Source organism: Methylobacterium oryzisoli, from assembly GCF_046557895.1.
Taxonomy (GTDB): domain Bacteria; phylum Pseudomonadota; class Alphaproteobacteria; order Rhizobiales; family Beijerinckiaceae; genus Methylobacterium; species Methylobacterium oryzisoli.
In genome coordinates this window covers 143,254-160,155 of the sequence record NZ_JBKIBX010000008.1, presented here as the reverse complement: position 1 = coordinate 160,155, position 16,902 = coordinate 143,254, and the positions used below count along the sequence as shown (strand labels likewise).

Sequence of the window (16,902 nt, the reverse complement as noted above, 5' to 3'; positions counted from 1 at the left end):
TGCGGCGGCCCGCGATTCCTCACCCGGCGACGCCCGGGCTGTCCGCCGTCGCCGCCGGGGTCTCCGGGATTCCGGCAGCCGCCGTCCCGGTCGCGCGCCCTCCGCGCAGGGCCGAGGCGATCAGGACGTAGAAGAGCGGGGTGACGAACACGGCCAGCACCGTCGCGGTGACCATGCCGCCGAACACGCCCGTGCCGATCGCCCGCTGGCTGTTCATGCTGGCTCCCGTGGCGACGGCGAGCGGCACCACGCCCAGGATGAAGGCGAACGAGGTCATGACGATGGGCCGGAAGCGCAGCTCGCAGGCCTCCAGCGCCGCCTCCCGCACGGAGCGGCCCTGCGCCACGAGGTCCTTGGCCACCTCGATGATCAGGATGGCGTTCTTCGCCGTCAGGCCGATCACCGTGATCAGGCCGACCTTGAAGTAGACGTCGTTCGGCATGTCGCGCGCGAGCATCGCGAAGACCGCGCCGACCACGCCCGTCGGCACCACGAGCAGCACGGCCAGCGGGATCGACCAGCTCTCGTAGAGCGCGGCGAGGCAGAGGAAGACGCAGAACAGCGCCAGCGCGAGCAGATAGACCGCCTGGGAGCCCGAGAGCTTTTCCTGCAGCGACTGCCCGGTCCAGGCGAAGTCGAAGCCCGGCGGCAGCTGCCCGGCGAGGCGCTCCATCTCGGCCATGGCGTCGCCGCTGGCGTAGCCCGGCGCGGCGCTGCCCGAGATCTTGATGCTCGGGTAGCCGTTGAACCCGACCACCTGCGCCGGCCCCATCGTCCATGAGACCCGCGCGAAGGATTGCAGCGGCACCATCTGGCCCTTGGCGTTGCGCACGTTGATGGCGAGCAGGTCTTCGGCCCGCATGCGCCGCCCGGCCTCGGCCTGCACGATCACCCGCTGCATGCGCGCTTGGTTCGGGAAGTCGTTGACGTAGGCCGAGCTGAGGCTCGTGGAGAGCGCGTCGTTGATGTCGGCGAAGGTGACGCCGAGCGCGTTCGCCTTCTGGCGATCGAGGGTGAGCTCGATCTGGGGCGCGGTCGGCAGGCCCTCGACGTAGACGCCCTGCAGCACCGGGCTCTGGCTCGCCGCCTTGAGCAGCTGGTCGCGCGCGGCGGCGAGCGCCGCGTAGCCCTGCTGGCCCTTGTCCTGCAGGCGGAAGGCGAAGCCGCTGGAATTGCCGAGCGCCTCGATGGCCGGCGGCGACAGCGCCATGGCGATGGCGTCGGGCAGGCCTCCGAGCGCCGCGTTGGCCCGGGCGCTGATCGCCTCGGCGCCGTCGCTCGGGCTGCGCTCCGCCCAGTCCTTCAGGGTGACGAAGGCGATCGCCGCGTTCTGGCCCTGGCCGGAGAAGCCGTAGCCGAGCAGCACCACGCGCGTGGCGACCGCCGCCTCGCCCCCGAAATGGCCCTCGATCCGCTGAGCGACGTCGAGGGTCCGCTCGGTGGAGGATTCCGGCGGGGTCTGCGCATCCACGATGACGTAGCCCTGGTCCTCGATGGGCAGGAAGCTCGTCGGCATGCGCAGGTAGCCCCAGCCGAGCGCCGCGACGAGCAGCGCGTAGACGAGGAGCGCCCGCACCGGCCGGCGCAGCATCCCGGCGACGCCGGCCCGGTAGGCCAGCGTGCCGGCCTGGAAGCGGCGGTTGAACCAGCCGAAGAAGCCGCCCTTGGCGTGGCCGTGCCCGGCCTCGACGGGTTTCAGCAGCGTGGCGCAGAGCGCGGGCGTCAGCGACAGCGCCAGGAAGGCCGAGAAGGCGATCGAGGTGGCCATGCTCACCGCGAACTGCCGGTAGATCACGCCGACCGAGCCGGGGAAGAACGCCAGCGGCACGAACACGGCGACCAGCACCGAGGTGATGCCGATGATGGCGCCTGTGATCTGGCCCATGGCCTTGGCGGTGGCCGCCTTCGGCGACAGGCCCTCCTCGGCCATGATGCGCTCGACGTTCTCCACCACCACGATGGCGTCGTCGACCAGGATGCCGATGGCCAGCACCATGCCGAACATGGTGAGCACGTTGATCGAGAAGCCCGCCACCAGCAGGGCGCCGCAGGTGCCGAGCAGGGCCACCGGCACCACGATGGTCGGGATCAGCGTGTAGCGGATGTTCTGCAGAAACAGGAACATGACCGCGAAGACCAGCGCCATCGCCTCGGCGAGCGTCATCAGCACCTTCCGGATCGACACCTCGACGAAGGGCGTGGTGTCGTACGGCACCGTGATGGCGACGTTGGCCGGCAGGGTGCGCTGGAGCTGGGCGATCTTCGCCTTCACGCCGGTGGCGGCCGCGAGCGCGTTGCCGCCCGGCGCGAGCTGGATGCCGATGCCGGCCGCCGGGCGCCCGTCGAGGCGGGTCTGCATGGCGTAGGACTGGCCCCCGAGCTCGACCTCGGCGACGTCGCGCAGGCGCACCAGCGAGCCGTCCGGGTTGGCGCGCAGCACGATCTCCTCGAACTCGGCCACCGTGGTGAGTTGCCCTTTCACCAGCACGTTGGCGGCGATGCGCTGGCCCGGCGTGGCCGGCTGCGCGCCCACGATGCCCGAGGCCACCTGGGCGTTCTGCGCTCCGACCGCGGCCGTGACGTCGCCCGGCGTCATGGCGAAGCCGACGAGCTTGACCGGGTCGATCCAGATCCGCAGGGCCTTCTCGGAGGAGAACAGGGTCGCGCGCCCGACGCCCGGCACGCGCCGCAGCTCGCCGAGGATGCGGCGCGCCGCGAGGTCGCCGAGATCCGTGTCCGTCAGGCTGCCGTCCCTGGACGAGACGATGACGAACTGGAGGAAGCTGGTGCTCGCCTCCTCGACGATGACGCCCTGCTGGGTCACGGCCCGCGGCAGGCGCGCCTCGATGCGCTTGATCCTGTTCTGCACCGCCACGGTCGCCTTCGAGGGGTCGGAGCCCGGCGCGAAGGAGGCCATGATCTGCGTCGTGCCCGCGGTGTCGCTGGTCGACTCGAAGTACATCAGCCCCGGGATGCCGTTGAGCTCCTCCTCGATGATGCGGGTGACACCGTCGTAGAGGCGCTCGGGCGGTGCGCCCGGGTAGGTCGCCGTCACCTGGATGGTGACCGGCGCCACGTCCGGGTACTGGGAGACCGGCAGGAAGGCGATCGAGATCGCGCCCACCAGCATGATGAAGATGGAGATCGCCCAGGCGAAGATCGGGCGCTCGATGAAGAAGCGGGTCATACGGGTCGAGCCTGCGCGAGGGGGTCAGGGCTGCCGGGAGGCGGCGGCCGTGCGGGCGCCCTTCCAGGGCAGCGGGCTCACGGCCATGCCGGGCTGGATCCTCTGGAAGCCCTCGACCACGACGGTCTCGCCGGCCTTGAGCCCCTCCTCGACGATCCAGCCCGCCTCCGTCAGCGCCCCGGTGCGCAGCGGGCGCAGCGCGAGGGTTCTGTCCGCGCCGACCACGAAGGCCTGGGCCTCGCCCGCGCTCGAGCGCTGGATGGCCTGAGCCGGCACGATGACGGCGCCGGGCAGCACGCCCCGCGCGAGGCGGATGCGGACGTAGGTGCCCGGCAGCAGGGAGAGGCGCGGGTTCGCGAAGGCGCCGCGCAGGCTGACCTGACCGGTGCCGGGGTCGACGCTCACGTCCGAGAACAGCAGCGTGCCGGCATCGGGATGCAGGGAGCCGTCCGGGTGGACGAGCCGGACCTCGCTCCCCTCCGTGTGGCCGCGGTCGGTCAGGAGGCTGAAGTCGGAGGCGGAGGCGTTGAAATCGGCGTAGATCGGATCGACCTGCTGGATGACGGCGAGCTTCGTCGCCTCGCCCTGGCCGACGAGGGCCCCTTCGGTGACGAGGGCGCGGCCGATGCGGCCGGCGATGGGCGCGCGCACCGTGGCGTAGTCGAGGTCGATCCGCGCGCGATCGAGCTGCGCCTTGGCGCTCGCCACGTCGGCCTCGGCCTGGCGCAGGGTGGCGGTGGCGATGTCGTGCTGGGCGGTGCTGGCGGCCTGCCGCTCCAGCAGCGTCTCGGTGCGCTCCGACTGCCTCAGGGCCTGCACGCGGGTCGCCTCCGCACGGGCGAGGGCCGCCGCCCTGGCGTCGACCTCGGCCTTGTAGACGGCGGGATCGATGCGGAAGAGGACGTCGTCCTTGCGCACGAGGCTGCCCTCCTCGAACGCGCGCTCCCGGATGATGCCGGAGACCTGCGCCCGAACCTCGGCCACGCGCGTCGAGGTCAGGCGGCCCGGCAGGTCGAACAGGCGCGGGACGGTCGCCGCCTCGACGGTGGCGGTGGAGACCTCCACCGGAGGCGTCTCCGCCGCGGTGGCGGCCGGATCGGTCGCCGCGGGCTTGCAGGCGGCCAGCGCCGCGCCCAGCAGGAGCGCGAGGAGGGGCAGGCGCCGATGGTCACGCCACGTCATGGCGCAGGCGATGGTCGAAGCGGACATCAGGCGTTCTCATCTTCGCAGGGCCCGACCTGTCGGCCGGGCACGTCCCTGGTCATCCGGCGGCTCCGGGCCCGCTCCCGCGGCCCGGCTTGTCACCGAAGTCACGGGCATTTAAATCCATCCGTATGGATTGAAAAGAGGGAAACGCCGAATGGGCCGTCCGAGGAGCATCGACCGGGACAAGGTCCTCGACATCGCCGAGCGGATCGTGCGCGAGGAGGGCGCCACGGCGCTGACCTTCGACGCCGTGGCCAAGGCGGCGGGGATCACCAAGGGCGGCCTGCAATACTGCTTCGGCAGCAAGGACGACCTGATCGCCGCGATGGCCGAACGCTGGGTGAAGGCCTTCGACGCCGAGGTCGAGCGGCACACCCCGCCGGACGGGACCAAAGTGGAGCGCGCGCGCGGCTACGTGACGGCCTCGGCCCGGATCGACGAGGCGAGCCAGACCAAGATCGCCGGCATGCTCGTGAGCCTGCTGCAATCGCCCAGGCACTTGGAGCAGGGGCGCCACTGGTACGCCGAGTGGCTGCAACGGCTCGAACCCGGCTCCGCGGCCGAGCGCCGGGCGCGGACGGCCTTCTTCGCCGCCGAGGGCGCCTTCTTCCTGCGCAGCCTCGGTTTGGTCGAGATGGACCAAGCGGGGTGGGACGGCGTCTTCGACGACATCCTCGCGCTGCTCTGACCGAACCGGCCGGGCCGGCAGACGCCACTCGCCCGGCCGGGTCCGTGCGCCCGGCTCACGTCCCCAGGGCGCCGGTCCTCCGCGCCGGGCGCGAGCTTAAGAACAAAAGCGTGGCCTCGCGCGTAATACTGCCCGCGTGCAACGCGGCAGGGGTGAAGACCGGGGTGATGACGCAGCAATCGTCCGAGGCGGTGCACGGGGCGGCGTCGGCCGCCCGGATCGGCACCGGCCTGCGCTGGCTCACGGCCCCGCTGGCCGCGCCTCACCCGATGCTGTGGGCGGGCACCGCCGCGGTGGCGCTGGTCGACGGCCTCTGGCTTGCCGCGGCCGGCATCGCGCTCGATCCGGCGAGTTTCGGAGGGCTGGCGGCGCTGGTGGTCCTGCTCCTGTTCGGGGCGGTCTTCTGGAGCCGGCCTACCTCGCATCCCGCCCTGCGCGGCATGACGCTCGCCTCCGCGGCCCTGATGGCCGTCACCGCGTCGCTCGGCGTGCTGCACTACCTCGCGGCCACGCTGGGGCGCCCGCTGGCCGACCCCCTGCTGATGCGGGCGGAGGCGGCGCTCGGCTTCGACTGGCGCGCCCACGTGGCGCTGGTGGAGGCCCATCCGGCCGTCGCGCGGGCGCTCGCGCTCGCCTACCATTCGAGCGGGCCGCAGATCGCCCTCGTGGTGATCGTACTCGCCGCCACCCGCCGCATCGGCCGGCTCTGGGCGTTCGTGCGCCTGTTCTCGGCCGCACTGGCCTGCGCGGTGGCCGTCTCGGCCTTCCTGCCGGCGCTCGGGCCCTACCTCGCCTACGGCGTTCAGCCGGCCGATCCGGACCGGCTCGAAACCGTGGGCGCGCTCTGGCACCTCGACCCGCTCACCCGCCTGCGCGACGGCACGCTGGGGACGATGGATCTCGGGTCCATGCGCGGCCTCGTGACGTTTCCGTCGTTCCACGTCAGCCTCGCCCTGATCACCGCCTGGGCGCTGGCCCCGATCCCCATCCTCGGACCGGTGATCATCGGGGTGAACGGCTTGGTGATCCTCGCCACCCTGAGCGCGGGCGGGCATTACCTGTCCGACGTGCTGGCCGGCGCGGCACTGGCGGGCGTCCTCCTGGCGTGCCACGCCCTCGTGCGCCGGCCGGCACCATGGGACCCATCGGCTGCCTCGCCGGTCCCGGCCTCGCTGGCGGTCCGCTCGGCGTTGACGCCTCCGCCCTCGTTGCACAAGGAACGGACGTGATCCCTGGCCACGGCTGCGCCACCTCGCACCGCCCCGGGCTCCTCGCCCGTGTCGCAGCGAGGGGTGCACACGTCCCCTGTATACAGCGGAGACGTGAGATTCAGCGCATTCAGAAAGCGCGAATGGAGACTCAGCGCTTCCTGTTGAAGCACTGATCCATCAGTCTGGTCGACACCTCGTTGATGTCCGAGCTCTTCTGAGCGATAGGCGAGCTCTGTCCGGCGGAATATTTGAAGTTTTTCACGTAATCGTTGAGAACGTCCTTGGCGCTCAGCCGGTCGGAATCGGCCATGATCCGCTTGATGAAGTCGGCCTGCATCTCCTGGCGAGTCGCGATGATCTTCATCATCTCGGTGTTGACGGCCACGAGCTTGGCGACATCGTCGTCCCTCACCTCGCAGGCGAGCGCGTGAGGCATCCCGAGGGTGGTTGCGGCCATGCCGGCGATGACGAGACGGCTAAAGATCATGCGCAGGTTTGGCCTTCATCCGGGTGAGGCACAAGGTCGTGCAGGAACGCCGAGACGTCGGCGACCGTTCCGGCCTCCGTTCGATGTACTCTGCCTTCGCTTGATTACCGCCGCCTGACGGCGCCGTGAAGACTTGAGCGCCTGGGATCCGCAGCGATCTTCGCCATCAACGACGGCCGGCGTCGGAACAGGTAACGAAGGCCGACAATCGTGATGGTGCGGCAGCCGTTCCGAGCCATACGGGTCAGGGACGTCACCCGATCGAATGACGACCACTACAAGCACAAGTCGTATTTTTTCATCTGCGGCGCTTCCCGTGGGGTCGCGCGGCTTGCTCGAAGCCGAGCCTTCCGCCGGAGGGCCGACGCGATTTCTTGGACCGATCTTTTGGATCAATCTCTTGGATCAATCTCTTGGACAAGGAGGTTGAGGTGCAGCGCGTTGCGACGGGCGATGGCCTGGAAGGGCCGCTCATCTTCTACCTGTCGGCCCTGATGCTGATCCTGCTGGCCGTCAGCGTCGGCGCTCCCTTGAAGCGACACGCCGTCGTCGGCCTTCCGTCGATGAAGCGCAGCGCGTCCGGGACGGCGCTGCCGGCGAGAGACGGATTCGTCTCGTGCACCCACTACAAGAGCCAACTCAATTCGCGCAGAGCCACCTACAAAGCCAACCTGCCCACACTTCAGTTCATACGACAAAAATACTTCGATGACGCCTTCTCGGTGAGCGCCTTCAGACGCATCGATTACATGATCATCTGCGCCGACGAGACGGCGCTGGCCAGGGTGGATGTTCACCTCAACAGCCAGGATCCCGCCGATGTCGACAGATTCATCAAGGTGATCGCCATCTCGATCGGCAGCCTGAAGCCGAATTTGTCCGGCTCGGATATCGAATCGTTGATCACGGCCCTTCGTGACGGCGCCCAGGCGATGGCGCAGCGCGGGTCGAAGAGGGGCACGATCCGCTCGGGCGTCGATGCCGTGAAGCTGCCCGACTACATCCTCGAGTACGGTATCGCCGGGGATCACCAGTCTTTTCAGATCTACTCCGACAAGCCCAGCGAATCGGAATAGGGATCGGCGGACCGGCCACTCCGCTCCGGGATGAGGCGGTCGGGTCGCCGGGAGGTCGGCCGGAGCGTATCCCCCTCCGCGACGCAGTCCTCCCGCGGCCTATGCAACAAGGAGGTTGGCATGAGGCGACGCGCATCCGTCACGCTCCTGGCCGCGCTGGCGATCGGCCCCGCGCTCGCCGACCCGGTGGCGCTGTCGACCTTCCGCGACCTGCCGCGGCCCGAACCCGCCCTGCAGGTCGCCTACGGCGAGGCGCCCTCGCAGGGCGTCGACGTCTTCCTGCCCGCCGGACCGGGGCCGCATCCGGTCGCCGTCCTCATCCATGGCGGCTGCTGGAGCGCCGCCACCGCCGGGCGCGAGCAGATGCGCCATCTCGGACCAGAGCTGACGCGGCGCGGCATCGCCGTGTGGAGCATCGGCTACCGCCGCGCCAACGAGGCGGGCGGCGGCTATCCGGGCACCTACCGCGACATCGGCGCCGCGCTCGACCGGCTGGCCGCGGACGCGCCGCAGCACCGCCTCGACCTCGCGCGCGTGGTGCTGGTCGGCCACTCCGCCGGCGGTCACCTCGCCCTGTGGGCCGCCTCCCGCGACTCGCTCCCGCCGGAGAGTCCGTTGCGGGCGGCCCCGCGCGTCGCGCCGCGCGCGGTCATCAGCCTGGGCGGCGTGGGCGACCTCGGCTCGTTCGCCCGCCTCGTGCCGGTCCTCTGCGGCCCGGGCGTTCTCGAAGGCTTGATCCCGGCCGACAGGCTCCCGGAGGTCTCGCCCGCCGCCCTCACGCCCGCGGCCGGGTCCATCGTCATGGTGAGCGGCGTGCTCGACCGGCTGGTGCCGCCGTGGGTCGCCCACGACTACGCCCGCGCCCTGCGCGGGCGATCCGGCGTCGCGCTGCGGCTCGTCACCGTCCCGGATGCGGGCCACTTCGACCTCGTCACGCCCTCGACCCCGGCCTGGGAGGAGGTGCGCGGCCTGATCGAGGCCGCCCTGGAGGCCCGGTAAGCGGGACCCGACGCGCTCCGGGCGGCCCGAGCCTCAGGCCGCGATCTGCGCGACGGCGTCGCGGGCCGCCGCGAGGGCCTGCGCCTTGGTGTGCTCACCGGTCGCCAGTCCCTCGGCCAGCACGAATTCGGGCGTGATGCCGAGGAAGCCGAGCACGGCCCGCAGGTAGCTCTCGGCGTGCTCGGCCGAGGCGGCGGCCGTCGCCGGGCCGTAGAACCCGCCGCGGGCCAGGGCCACCACCACGCGCTTGCCGGCCATCAGCCCCTCGGGCCCGTTGGCGCCGTACCGGAAGGTCTTGCCGGGCACCGCCAAGCGGTCGATCCAGGCCTTCAGCTGCGACGGGACGGTGAAGTTGTACATCGGCACCCCGAGGACCACCGTATCGGCGGCGATGAACTCGTCGAGCATCCGGTCGCTGGCGTCGCGGACCTCCCGGCCGTCCGCACTCAGCGGGCCCGCCAGGGCCGAGGCGGGGTGCGCGCTCGGCAGGCTCGCCACCGTCAGGTGCGGCAGGTTCTCGGCGACGAGGTCGCGGTAGATCACCACGGCCTGCGTGCCCGCGGTGAGCCGCTGGACGACCAGCTTCGACAATTCGCGCGAGACCGACCCGGCGCCGAGGATGCTGGCATCGATGTGGAGGAGTTTCATAGCGTAACCCGGTTCCCCTTTGTGACCGGGATAGGATATTGTGAGCTCCCCGCCGCGCAAGAACGCACAGCAATGATACCGAGGTTACATGGATGTGACTGAGCCGGTTCTCGATCACGGGTCCGATTGCGCGAAAGTGTCTCGCGTGCTGTCGCGCATCGGCGACAAGTGGAGCGTGCTCGTCATCATGCTCCTGCGGCGACAGCCCCAGCGCTTCAACGAATTGAAGCGTGGCATCGGCAATATCTCGCAGCGGATGTTGACCCTGACCTTGAGAAACCTGGAGCGCGACGGCTTGGTGAGCCGGACGGTGACGCCGTCCATCCCGCCGCGCGTCGACTACGCGCTGACGGACCTCGGCCACTCGCTGGCCGAGCCGGTCCAGGCGCTCGGGGCCTGGGCCTTCCAGCATCTGGGCCACATCGACGCGGCGCAGGCGCGGTACGACGGCGGCGCGGAGCCTTGAGGCCGCGCCCCCGACCGGCGCAGCGCGCCTAGGACCGGCGCAGCGCGCGCCGCGTCCGACCGAGCTGCCCGCGAGGCGACGGACGGGATCACCGCCAGCCGAGCGCCGGGGCGACCTGCGTCAGGATGCTCTCGATGACGTGGGCGTTGTAGGCCACGCCCAGCTGGTTCGGCACCGTCAGGAGAAGGGTGTCGGCCTCCGCGACGGCCTCGTCGGCCCTCAGCTCCTCGATCAGGCGCTCCGGCTCCGCGGCGTAGGAGCGGCCGAAGACCGCCCGCATGCTGTCGATGATGCCGACCTGATCGCGGCTCTCGTCGCCCCCGAAATACGCGCGGTCGCGATCGTTCACGAGGGCGATGATCGAGCGGGAGACCGAGACGCGCGGCGTCCGGGCGTGCCCGGCCTCCCGCCAGGCCTGGCGGTAGCGGCGGATCTGCTTGGCCTGCTGGACGTGGAACGGCTCACCCGTCTCGTCCGCCTTGAGCGTCGAGCTCTGCAGGTTCATGCCCTGCCGGGCCGCCCACACCGCGGTGGCGTCCGACGCCGATCCCCACCAGATCCGCTCGCGCAGGCCCTCGGCATGCGGTTCGAGGCGCAGCAGCCCCGGCGGGTTGGGAAACATCGGCCGCGGATGGGGCTGCGCGAAGCCGTCTCCCTTCAGCAGGGCGAGAAAGGTCTCGGCGTGCCGGCGCCCCATATCGGCATCGCTCTCGCCCTCGGCCGGGGCGTAGCCGAAGTGCCGCCAGCCATCGATGACCTGCTCGGGCGAGCCGCGGCTGAGGCCGAGCTGGAGGCGCCCGCCCGCGATCAGATCCGCCGCGCCGGCATCCTCGACCATGTAGAACGGGTTCTCGTAGCGCATGTCGATGACGCCAGTGCCGATCTCGATGCGCTTGGTCCTGGCCCCGATCGCGGCGAGCAGCGGGAAGGGCGAGGCGAGCTGGCGTGCGAAATGATGGACCCGGAAATAGGCGCCGTCCGCACCGAGTTCCTCGGCGGCGACCGCGAGGTCGATCGACTGCAGCAGGGTGTCGCGCGCCGAGCGCGTCTCCGACCGCGACGTCGGCGACCAGTGCCCGAAGGACAGAAATCCGATCTTCTTCATCTCGTCATCCGTGTGTCCGTGCGGAGTGCAGGCGATCGGCGGCGCGCGGAGCGCGGAGCGCGACGATCGGGGAGGGGCGGACGGCTGCGGTGCCGCGCCCGGGCCGAGGATCCGCCGGTCCGATCGACCGCCGTCGCCGTGTGACCGCAGGCCGCTCGGCACCGCAGCGGGAGGGTCAAGGCGGGGCCGGGGGAGCGGCACCGGCCGCGCCGACGCCCGCGTCCCATCCCAGCATCGCCTGACGGGCGACGGCCTCCAGCTCGGCCCGGCTCGCGCCGTCCCGGGCCTGGAGCGACATGCCGTTCTGCACCGTCATCACGAAGCGGGCGAGCGCGGCCACGTCGAGCGAGGCGCCGATCTCACCCTCGGCCACCGCGCGGTCGAGGCGGGCCGCGACACGCTCCAGCCCGCGCGCGCGGGCGGCACACACGATCGCGCCGAGTTCGGCGTGCCCTTCGCTGCCGGCGGCCGAGAGCGTGACCATGCAGCCGAGGGGCTCCTCGCGTCCGCAGCCGTTCGGCAGGGCGGCGGCCGAGTCCATCAGGAGCGCCTCGACGGCCGCGCGAGCCGTCCGCGCCGCCGTGAAATTCGCCCAGACGGAGGCCTCGTACCGCTCGCCGTAGTACCGGAGCGCTTCGGCGTAGAGCGCCTCCTTCGAGCCGAAGGCCGCGTAGAGGCTCGGCGAGCCGATCCCCATGGCCTGCGTCAGGTCGGCGATCGAGGTCGCCGCGAAGCCCTTGCGCCAGAACAGGAGCATCGCCTGGGCCAGGGCGGCCTCACGGTCGAACCCGCGCGGCCGGCCGCGGCCGCGGGCCGGCGGCAGGCAGGAGGATCGTGCTGGCGAGGATTTTTGCATCGATCGTTATATAAATGCCTTGACCCGGATCCGCAACGCGCCTAGGCATTTCTGTGTCGATCACTAGAGAAAAGGCCGGACCATGACCGAACTCGCTGGCAAGCGCGCCCTGGTGACGGGCGCCTCCCGGGGCATCGGCGCCGCCATCGCGCTGGCGCTCGCCGAGAAGGGCGCGGACGTCGCCATCACGTACGAGCGCTCCGCCGAACGGGCGGCCGAGATCGTGCGCGCCATCGAGGCGAAGGGCCGCCGCGCCGTGGCGATCCAGGCGGACAGCGCCGACGCCGAGGCCGTCAAACGCTCGGTCGGGGCGGCGGTCGAGGCGCTCGGCGGCCTCGACATCCTGGTGAACAACGCCGGCATCGCCCGCGGCGGCCCGGTGGCGGAGATGAGCCTCGCCGACATCGATGCCCTTCTCGACGTGAACGTCCGCTCGGTGGTGCTGGCCTCGCAGGCCGCCATCCCGCATCTTCCGCAGGGCGGCCGGATCATCTCCATCGGCTCGTGCCTGGGCGAGCGGGTCCCGTTCCCGGGCGTGACGGTCTACTCGATGTCCAAATCCGCCCTGCTGTCCTTCACGCGGGGGCTGGCGCGCGAAGTCGGGTCCCGCGGCATCACGGTGAACCTCGTGCAGCCGGGTTCGACCGACACCGACATGAACCCGGCCCAGGGCGAGCAGGCGGACATGCAGCGGGCGATGACGGCCCTGGGCCATTACGGCAAGCCCGAGGACATCGCCGCTGCGGTGGCGTTCCTGGCCAGCCCCGCGGCGCGCCAGATCACCGGAACCACCCTCACGGTGGACGGGGGCGCCAACGCCTGACGCGACGGGCCGGATCGCCCGCGACGCCGCTCCGTGCCGCGACGGAGCGGCGGCCGGGCGCGCAGCGGAACGGCATAGGGCAATTCCGCTGAGCCTCCTGGTTTCGCATCGTTTTCGCCGCCCGACCGGCGACCGCTTCGGCGATGCTCAGAGGAAGCGCCGCGGATCGAACGGCGCGAGCGGGATCTCGGGCGCCTGCCCGCTGACGAGTTGCGCGACGAGGCGGCCGGTCCGCGCCGAGCCGACGAGGCCGACATGGCCGTGCCCGAAGGCGTAGATCACATCGGTGGTCTTGCGCGCCGGCCCGATGCAGGGGCGCCCGTCCGGCATGCTCGGACGATGCCCGAGCCACACGCGCAGGCGGTCCGCGCTCACGGTCCCGGCCAGCCTGGGAAACATCGAGATCAGGTGCTCGCGCAGGATGTCGGCGCGCTTCCAGTTGGGCGCCGCCGCCAGACCCGCGAACTCGACCTGACCGGCGGCGCGCAGCCCGCCATTCATGAAATTGACGATCATCTTGGCGTCCGACGCCATCACGGGCGTGCGCGGACCCGTCTCGGGATCGGTGAGCATCACGTGGTAGCCGCGCTCGCTCTCCAGGGGGAGAGGATCGCCGAGCGCGGCGGTCAGGGTCCTGGACCGGGCGCCGGCCGCGACGACGGCGCGGTCGCAGGCGATCTCCCCCTGTTCCGTCGTGACGGCGACGAGGCGTCCCCCTTCGTGACGAAAGCCCGTCGCGCGGGTCCGGACGTAGGTCGCCCCCCGCTCGCAGGCCAGCCGGGAAAGGGCGGCGACGTAGGATCCGGGATCGCGGCAATGCCCCGCCTCCTCGACCACGAGGCCGAAGGTGTAGCGCGGATGCAGTTCGGGCTCCCGCTGCCGCAGCTCCTCCGCCGACAGTTCGAGCCATTCCACGCCGACCGCGCGGCGGATGGCCCACGACCGGGCGTCGCCCTCGAAGGCCGCCCGATCGGGATAGACGTGCAAAACACCGCGGCGCTCGATCAGCTGCGGCACGCCGGCCTCGGCGGCCAGGCTCGCGTGGAGCTTCGGCGCGTCGACCAGCAGCGTCCTCATGGCGCGTGCCGTCCGCTCGATCCGGGCCGTGGTCCGGGCTTCCATGAGGAAGCGGATCAGCCAGGGCATGACCTTCGGCAGGTAGCTCCAGCGGATCGCGAGCGGACCGAGCGGGTCGAGCAGGAAGGACGGGACCTTCTTCCACATCCCCGGTTCGGCGGGCGGGATGACGGAATGCGACGAGAGCCAGCCGGCATTGCCGTAGCTCGACGCCTGCTCGCCGCCCGGCTGGCCCGGATCGATCACCGTCACGCGATGGCCGGCCCGCAGGCACTCGACGGCGCTCACCGTGCCGACCGCGCCGGAGCCGATGACGACGACATGGCGCGCTGTGGGTGCGGACATCTGCAGCCTTCCCTGAGGACGATGCTCGGATCAGCGATAGAAGAAGACGGTGCGGTAGCCCCTGACCAGCACCACCTCGACGTCGATCCCGTAGACCTCGCGCAGGACCTCGGAGGTCACGATCTCGTCCGGCGGGCCGATCGCCACGATCCTCCCGTCGCGCATCGCCACGATCTGATCCGAGTAGCAGGAGGCGAAGTTGATGTCGTGGAGCACCGCCACGATGGTGCGGCCGCGCTCGTCCACGGCGCGGCGCAGGAGCCCCATCATGGCGGCCGCGTGGCGCATGTCGAGGTTGTTCAGGGGCTCGTCGAGGAGGATGCAGTCGGTGTCCTGGGCCAGCACCATGGCGATGTAGGCGCGCTGGCGCTGCCCGCCCGACACCTCGTCGAGGAAGCGGTCGGCCAGCGGTTCGAGATCGAGGAACGCCAGGGCATCGGCGATGTGGGCGTGGTCGGCGGGTTTCAGGCGGCCCTTGGAATGCGGATAGCGCCCGAAGGCGACGAGGTCCCGGATCGTCACCCGGGCCGTGACGCTGTTCTCCTGCCGCAGGATGCCGAGCCGCCGCGCCAAGATATCTCCCGGGGTCGCGGCGACGTCGAGCCCGTCGACGAAGGCCCGGCCGGCGCTCATCGGCAGGAGCCGGCTGACCATCGACAGGAAGGTCGACTTGCCGGCCCCGTTCGCGCCGATCACCGAGACGAAGGCGCGCTCCGGCAGGCGCAAGGAGACGCCGTCCACCACCACGGTCTCGCCGTAGCGGCGCGTGAGGTTCTGCACCTCGATCATCGGGCGGGTCTCGGACATCAGCGGGCGCGGCGGGCGAGGAGGATCAGGAGGGTGATGCCGCCCAGGAACTCGATCACGATCGACAGGGCGGCGTTGAGCGCGAACACCCGCTCCAGCACGAGCTGGCCGCCCACCAGCGTCACCGCGGTGATCAGCGCCGCGGCGGGCAGCACGACGGCGTGGCGGTAGGTCGGCATCGCCCGGTAGGCGAGGTTGGCGACGAGCAGGCCGAGGAAGGTCACCGGCCCGACGAGCGCGGTCGAGACCGAGACGAGCACCGCGACGAGGATCAGCACCAGCGTCATGGTCCGCCGGTGGTCGACCCCCAGCGCGATCGCGCTGTCGCGGCCGAGCAGCAGGACGTCGAGCTGCGGCAGGAGCCGCCAGACCCCGACGCAGGCGGCCAGCACGAAGAGGGCCGCGAGCGCCAGCAGCTCCGGATGGACGGTGTTGAAATTGGCGAAGAAGCTGCTCTGCAGCACGACGAACTGGTTGGGGTCGATCATCCGCTGCAGGAACTGCGACAGGCTGCGAAACAGGACCCCGCACACCACGCCGACCAGCAGCAGCAGATGCAGGCTGCGCTCGCTCCGGTTCAGCAGCCAACGGTAGAGGAGGAGCGCGAACAGCACCATCGCGCCCGTCTCGGCGAGGAAGCGCAGCCGCGGATCGCCGAAGCCGCCCGTCCCGATCGCGACGACGAGGCCGGTCTGGATCAGGCGGTAGAGCTCGTCGAAGCCCATGATGGCGGGCGTCAGGATGCGGTTGCCCGTCACGGTCTGAAACAGCACGGTCGCGGTCGCGACGGCGCAGCCGACGAGCAGCATCGAGGCGACCTTGGCCCCGCGGAACGGCAGCACGAAGCCCCAGCGGCCGTTGGCGCCGATCGTCATGAAGGCGACCACGACGGCGACCGCGGCGACCGCGAGGAGGACCAGCACCCAGCCGGGTCCGGTCCGCGCGAGCGCCCTATGCACGCCGGGCGTCCCGGCGCAGCAGGAGGGTGAGGAAGAGCGCGCTGCCGACGACCCCCATCGTGGTGCCCACCGGGATCTCGTAGGGGTAGCGGACCAGCCGGCCGAGCACGTCGCAGGCGAGAAGGAGCCCCGCGCCCGAGACCGCCACCAGCGGCAGGGTTCGGCGCAGGTTGTCGCCCGCCACCAGGGTGACGAGGTTGGGCACCACGAGCCCGAGGAACGGGATGGTGCCGACCGTCGAGATCGTGACGGCGGTGATCATCGAGACGATGGCGATCGCCAGGGCGACGACGCGCCGGTAATCGAGCCCGAGATTGACCGAGGCGTCCCGGCCGAGGCCGGCGATGGTGAAGCGCTCGGCCATCAGGTAGGCGAGGAGGGTCAGGGCGGCGGCGAGCCACAGCAGCTCGTAGCGTCCGCGCAGCACGGTCGAGAAATCGCCCGCCCGCCACGTGCCGAGGAACTGCAGCATGTCGGTGCGGTAGGCGATGAAGGTCGAGGCCGCCTCCACCACGCCGCCCAGCATGATCCCGACCAGCGGCACCGTCAGCCGCGCGCGCAGCGGCATGGCGCGCAGCACGCGCAGGAAGAGGGCGGTCCCGGCGAGCGCGGTCGCGGTGGCAGCCAGCATCTTCACGACGACCGGCGCGCCGGGCGCGAGCAGCGTGACGAGCAGCATGCCGAGCGTGGCCGATTCCACCGTGCCCGCCGTCGAGGGCTCGACGAAGCGGTTCTGCGCGATGAGCTGCATGATGATTCCGGCGACCGCCATGCCGGCGCCGGCGAGGATGAGGGCGAGCGTGCGCGGGATCCGGCTCGCCAGGAGCAGCTCGGTGCCCTGGCCGGTGAGGTCGCCGACGCCGACGACGAGGCTGGCCACGGCCAGGGCCAGGAGGACCGCCCCCGGCAGGACGAGGCCGGCGAGGCGGCGGGCGCCGCCCCGGGCGGGAGGACCGACCATC

At 71.2% G+C, this 16,902-nt stretch carries 16 protein-coding genes; 6 read left to right on the top strand and 10 right to left on the bottom strand.

All coding sequences use genetic code 11. The features are described 5' to 3' along the window. Positions 1-19: 19 nt before the first annotated feature. Complete coding sequence (locus ACKUB9_RS10550; RefSeq protein ID WP_407521335.1) at positions 20-3,187, bottom strand: multidrug efflux RND transporter permease subunit; 3,168 nt, start codon at positions 3,185-3,187, stop codon at positions 20-22. A 24-nt stretch (positions 3,188-3,211) separates the two neighbouring features. Further along, entirely contained in the window at positions 3,212-4,396 is a 1,185-nt protein-coding gene (locus ACKUB9_RS10545; RefSeq protein ID WP_407521337.1) for an efflux RND transporter periplasmic adaptor subunit, read from the bottom strand. A 151-nt stretch (positions 4,397-4,547) separates the two neighbouring features. Between ACKUB9_RS10545 and ACKUB9_RS10540 the strand changes: the two genes are divergently transcribed. Together ACKUB9_RS10540 and ACKUB9_RS10535 are read left to right on the top strand one after the other, a co-directional pair. Beyond that, positions 4,548-5,081: a TetR/AcrR family transcriptional regulator gene (locus tag ACKUB9_RS10540; protein ID WP_407521340.1), complete on the top strand. Its 534-nt coding sequence runs from the start codon at positions 4,548-4,550 to the stop codon at positions 5,079-5,081. 167 nt (positions 5,082-5,248) lie between these two features. After that, entirely contained in the window at positions 5,249-6,310 is a 1,062-nt protein-coding gene (locus ACKUB9_RS10535) for a phosphatase PAP2 family protein (RefSeq protein ID WP_407521342.1), read from the top strand. A 130-nt stretch (positions 6,311-6,440) separates the two neighbouring features. Here ACKUB9_RS10535 and ACKUB9_RS10530 read toward each other — a convergent pair whose 3' ends face one another. Then, complete coding sequence (locus tag ACKUB9_RS10530; protein WP_407521344.1) at positions 6,441-6,779, bottom strand: hypothetical protein; 339 nt, start codon at positions 6,777-6,779, stop codon at positions 6,441-6,443. Positions 6,780-7,192: 413 nt separating this feature from the next. Here ACKUB9_RS10530 and ACKUB9_RS10525 point away from each other — a divergent pair, with 413 nt between their 5' ends. Both ACKUB9_RS10525 and ACKUB9_RS10520 read left to right on the top strand, forming a co-directional pair. Beyond that, positions 7,193-7,855, top strand: a complete 663-nt coding sequence (locus tag ACKUB9_RS10525; RefSeq protein ID WP_407521346.1) for a hypothetical protein — start codon at positions 7,193-7,195, stop codon at positions 7,853-7,855. A gap of 120 nt (positions 7,856-7,975) precedes the next feature. Further along, positions 7,976-8,854: an alpha/beta hydrolase family protein gene (locus tag ACKUB9_RS10520; RefSeq protein ID WP_407521348.1), complete on the top strand. Its 879-nt coding sequence runs from the start codon at positions 7,976-7,978 to the stop codon at positions 8,852-8,854. A gap of 33 nt (positions 8,855-8,887) precedes the next feature. Here ACKUB9_RS10520 and ACKUB9_RS10515 read toward each other — a convergent pair whose 3' ends face one another. After that, a complete protein-coding gene (locus ACKUB9_RS10515; RefSeq protein ID WP_407521350.1) occupies positions 8,888-9,502 on the bottom strand; it encodes an FMN-dependent NADH-azoreductase in 615 nt (204 codons plus the stop codon). 88 nt (positions 9,503-9,590) lie between these two features. Here ACKUB9_RS10515 and ACKUB9_RS10510 point away from each other — a divergent pair, with 88 nt between their 5' ends. Further along, positions 9,591-9,968: a winged helix-turn-helix transcriptional regulator gene (locus tag ACKUB9_RS10510; protein WP_407521352.1), complete on the top strand. Its 378-nt coding sequence runs from the start codon at positions 9,591-9,593 to the stop codon at positions 9,966-9,968. 88 nt (positions 9,969-10,056) lie between these two features. Here ACKUB9_RS10510 and ACKUB9_RS10505 read toward each other — a convergent pair whose 3' ends face one another. Both ACKUB9_RS10505 and ACKUB9_RS10500 read right to left on the bottom strand, forming a co-directional pair. After that, positions 10,057-11,073: an LLM class flavin-dependent oxidoreductase gene (locus ACKUB9_RS10505; protein WP_407521354.1), complete on the bottom strand. Its 1,017-nt coding sequence runs from the start codon at positions 11,071-11,073 to the stop codon at positions 10,057-10,059. Positions 11,074-11,248: 175 nt separating this feature from the next. Continuing rightward, positions 11,249-11,929 carry a TetR/AcrR family transcriptional regulator gene (locus ACKUB9_RS10500; RefSeq protein ID WP_407521357.1) on the bottom strand — a complete coding sequence of 227 codons (681 nt, stop codon included), beginning with the start codon at positions 11,927-11,929 and terminating at the stop codon, positions 11,249-11,251. Positions 11,930-12,011: 82 nt separating this feature from the next. On the opposite strand from ACKUB9_RS10500, the gene ACKUB9_RS10495 reads away from it, so the two are divergent. Beyond that, positions 12,012-12,752 carry a 3-oxoacyl-ACP reductase family protein gene (locus ACKUB9_RS10495; RefSeq protein ID WP_407521359.1) on the top strand — a complete coding sequence of 247 codons (741 nt, stop codon included), beginning with the start codon at positions 12,012-12,014 and terminating at the stop codon, positions 12,750-12,752. Between the two features lie 147 nt (positions 12,753-12,899). Here the strand turns inward: ACKUB9_RS10495 and ACKUB9_RS10490 are convergent, their stop codons facing one another. Genes ACKUB9_RS10490 through ACKUB9_RS10475 form a run of 4 tightly spaced genes read right to left on the bottom strand, consistent with a single transcriptional unit; the run spans position 12,900 to position 16,901 of the window. Continuing rightward, positions 12,900-14,174: an NAD(P)/FAD-dependent oxidoreductase gene (locus ACKUB9_RS10490; RefSeq protein ID WP_407521361.1), complete on the bottom strand. Its 1,275-nt coding sequence runs from the start codon at positions 14,172-14,174 to the stop codon at positions 12,900-12,902. Between the two features lie 30 nt (positions 14,175-14,204). After that, positions 14,205-14,963, bottom strand: coding sequence for an iron ABC transporter ATP-binding protein (locus ACKUB9_RS10485; protein ID WP_407521647.1), 759 nt, complete (start codon positions 14,961-14,963; stop codon positions 14,205-14,207). A gap of 17 nt (positions 14,964-14,980) precedes the next feature. Beyond that, positions 14,981-15,940 carry an iron chelate uptake ABC transporter family permease subunit gene (locus tag ACKUB9_RS10480; RefSeq protein ID WP_490390948.1) on the bottom strand — a complete coding sequence of 320 codons (960 nt, stop codon included), beginning with the start codon at positions 15,938-15,940 and terminating at the stop codon, positions 14,981-14,983. After that, positions 15,933-16,901, bottom strand: a complete 969-nt coding sequence (locus ACKUB9_RS10475; RefSeq protein ID WP_407521363.1) for an ABC transporter permease — start codon at positions 16,899-16,901, stop codon at positions 15,933-15,935. The genes ACKUB9_RS10480 and ACKUB9_RS10475 overlap by 8 nt, the downstream gene beginning before the upstream one ends. Position 16,902: the final 1 nt, after the last annotated feature.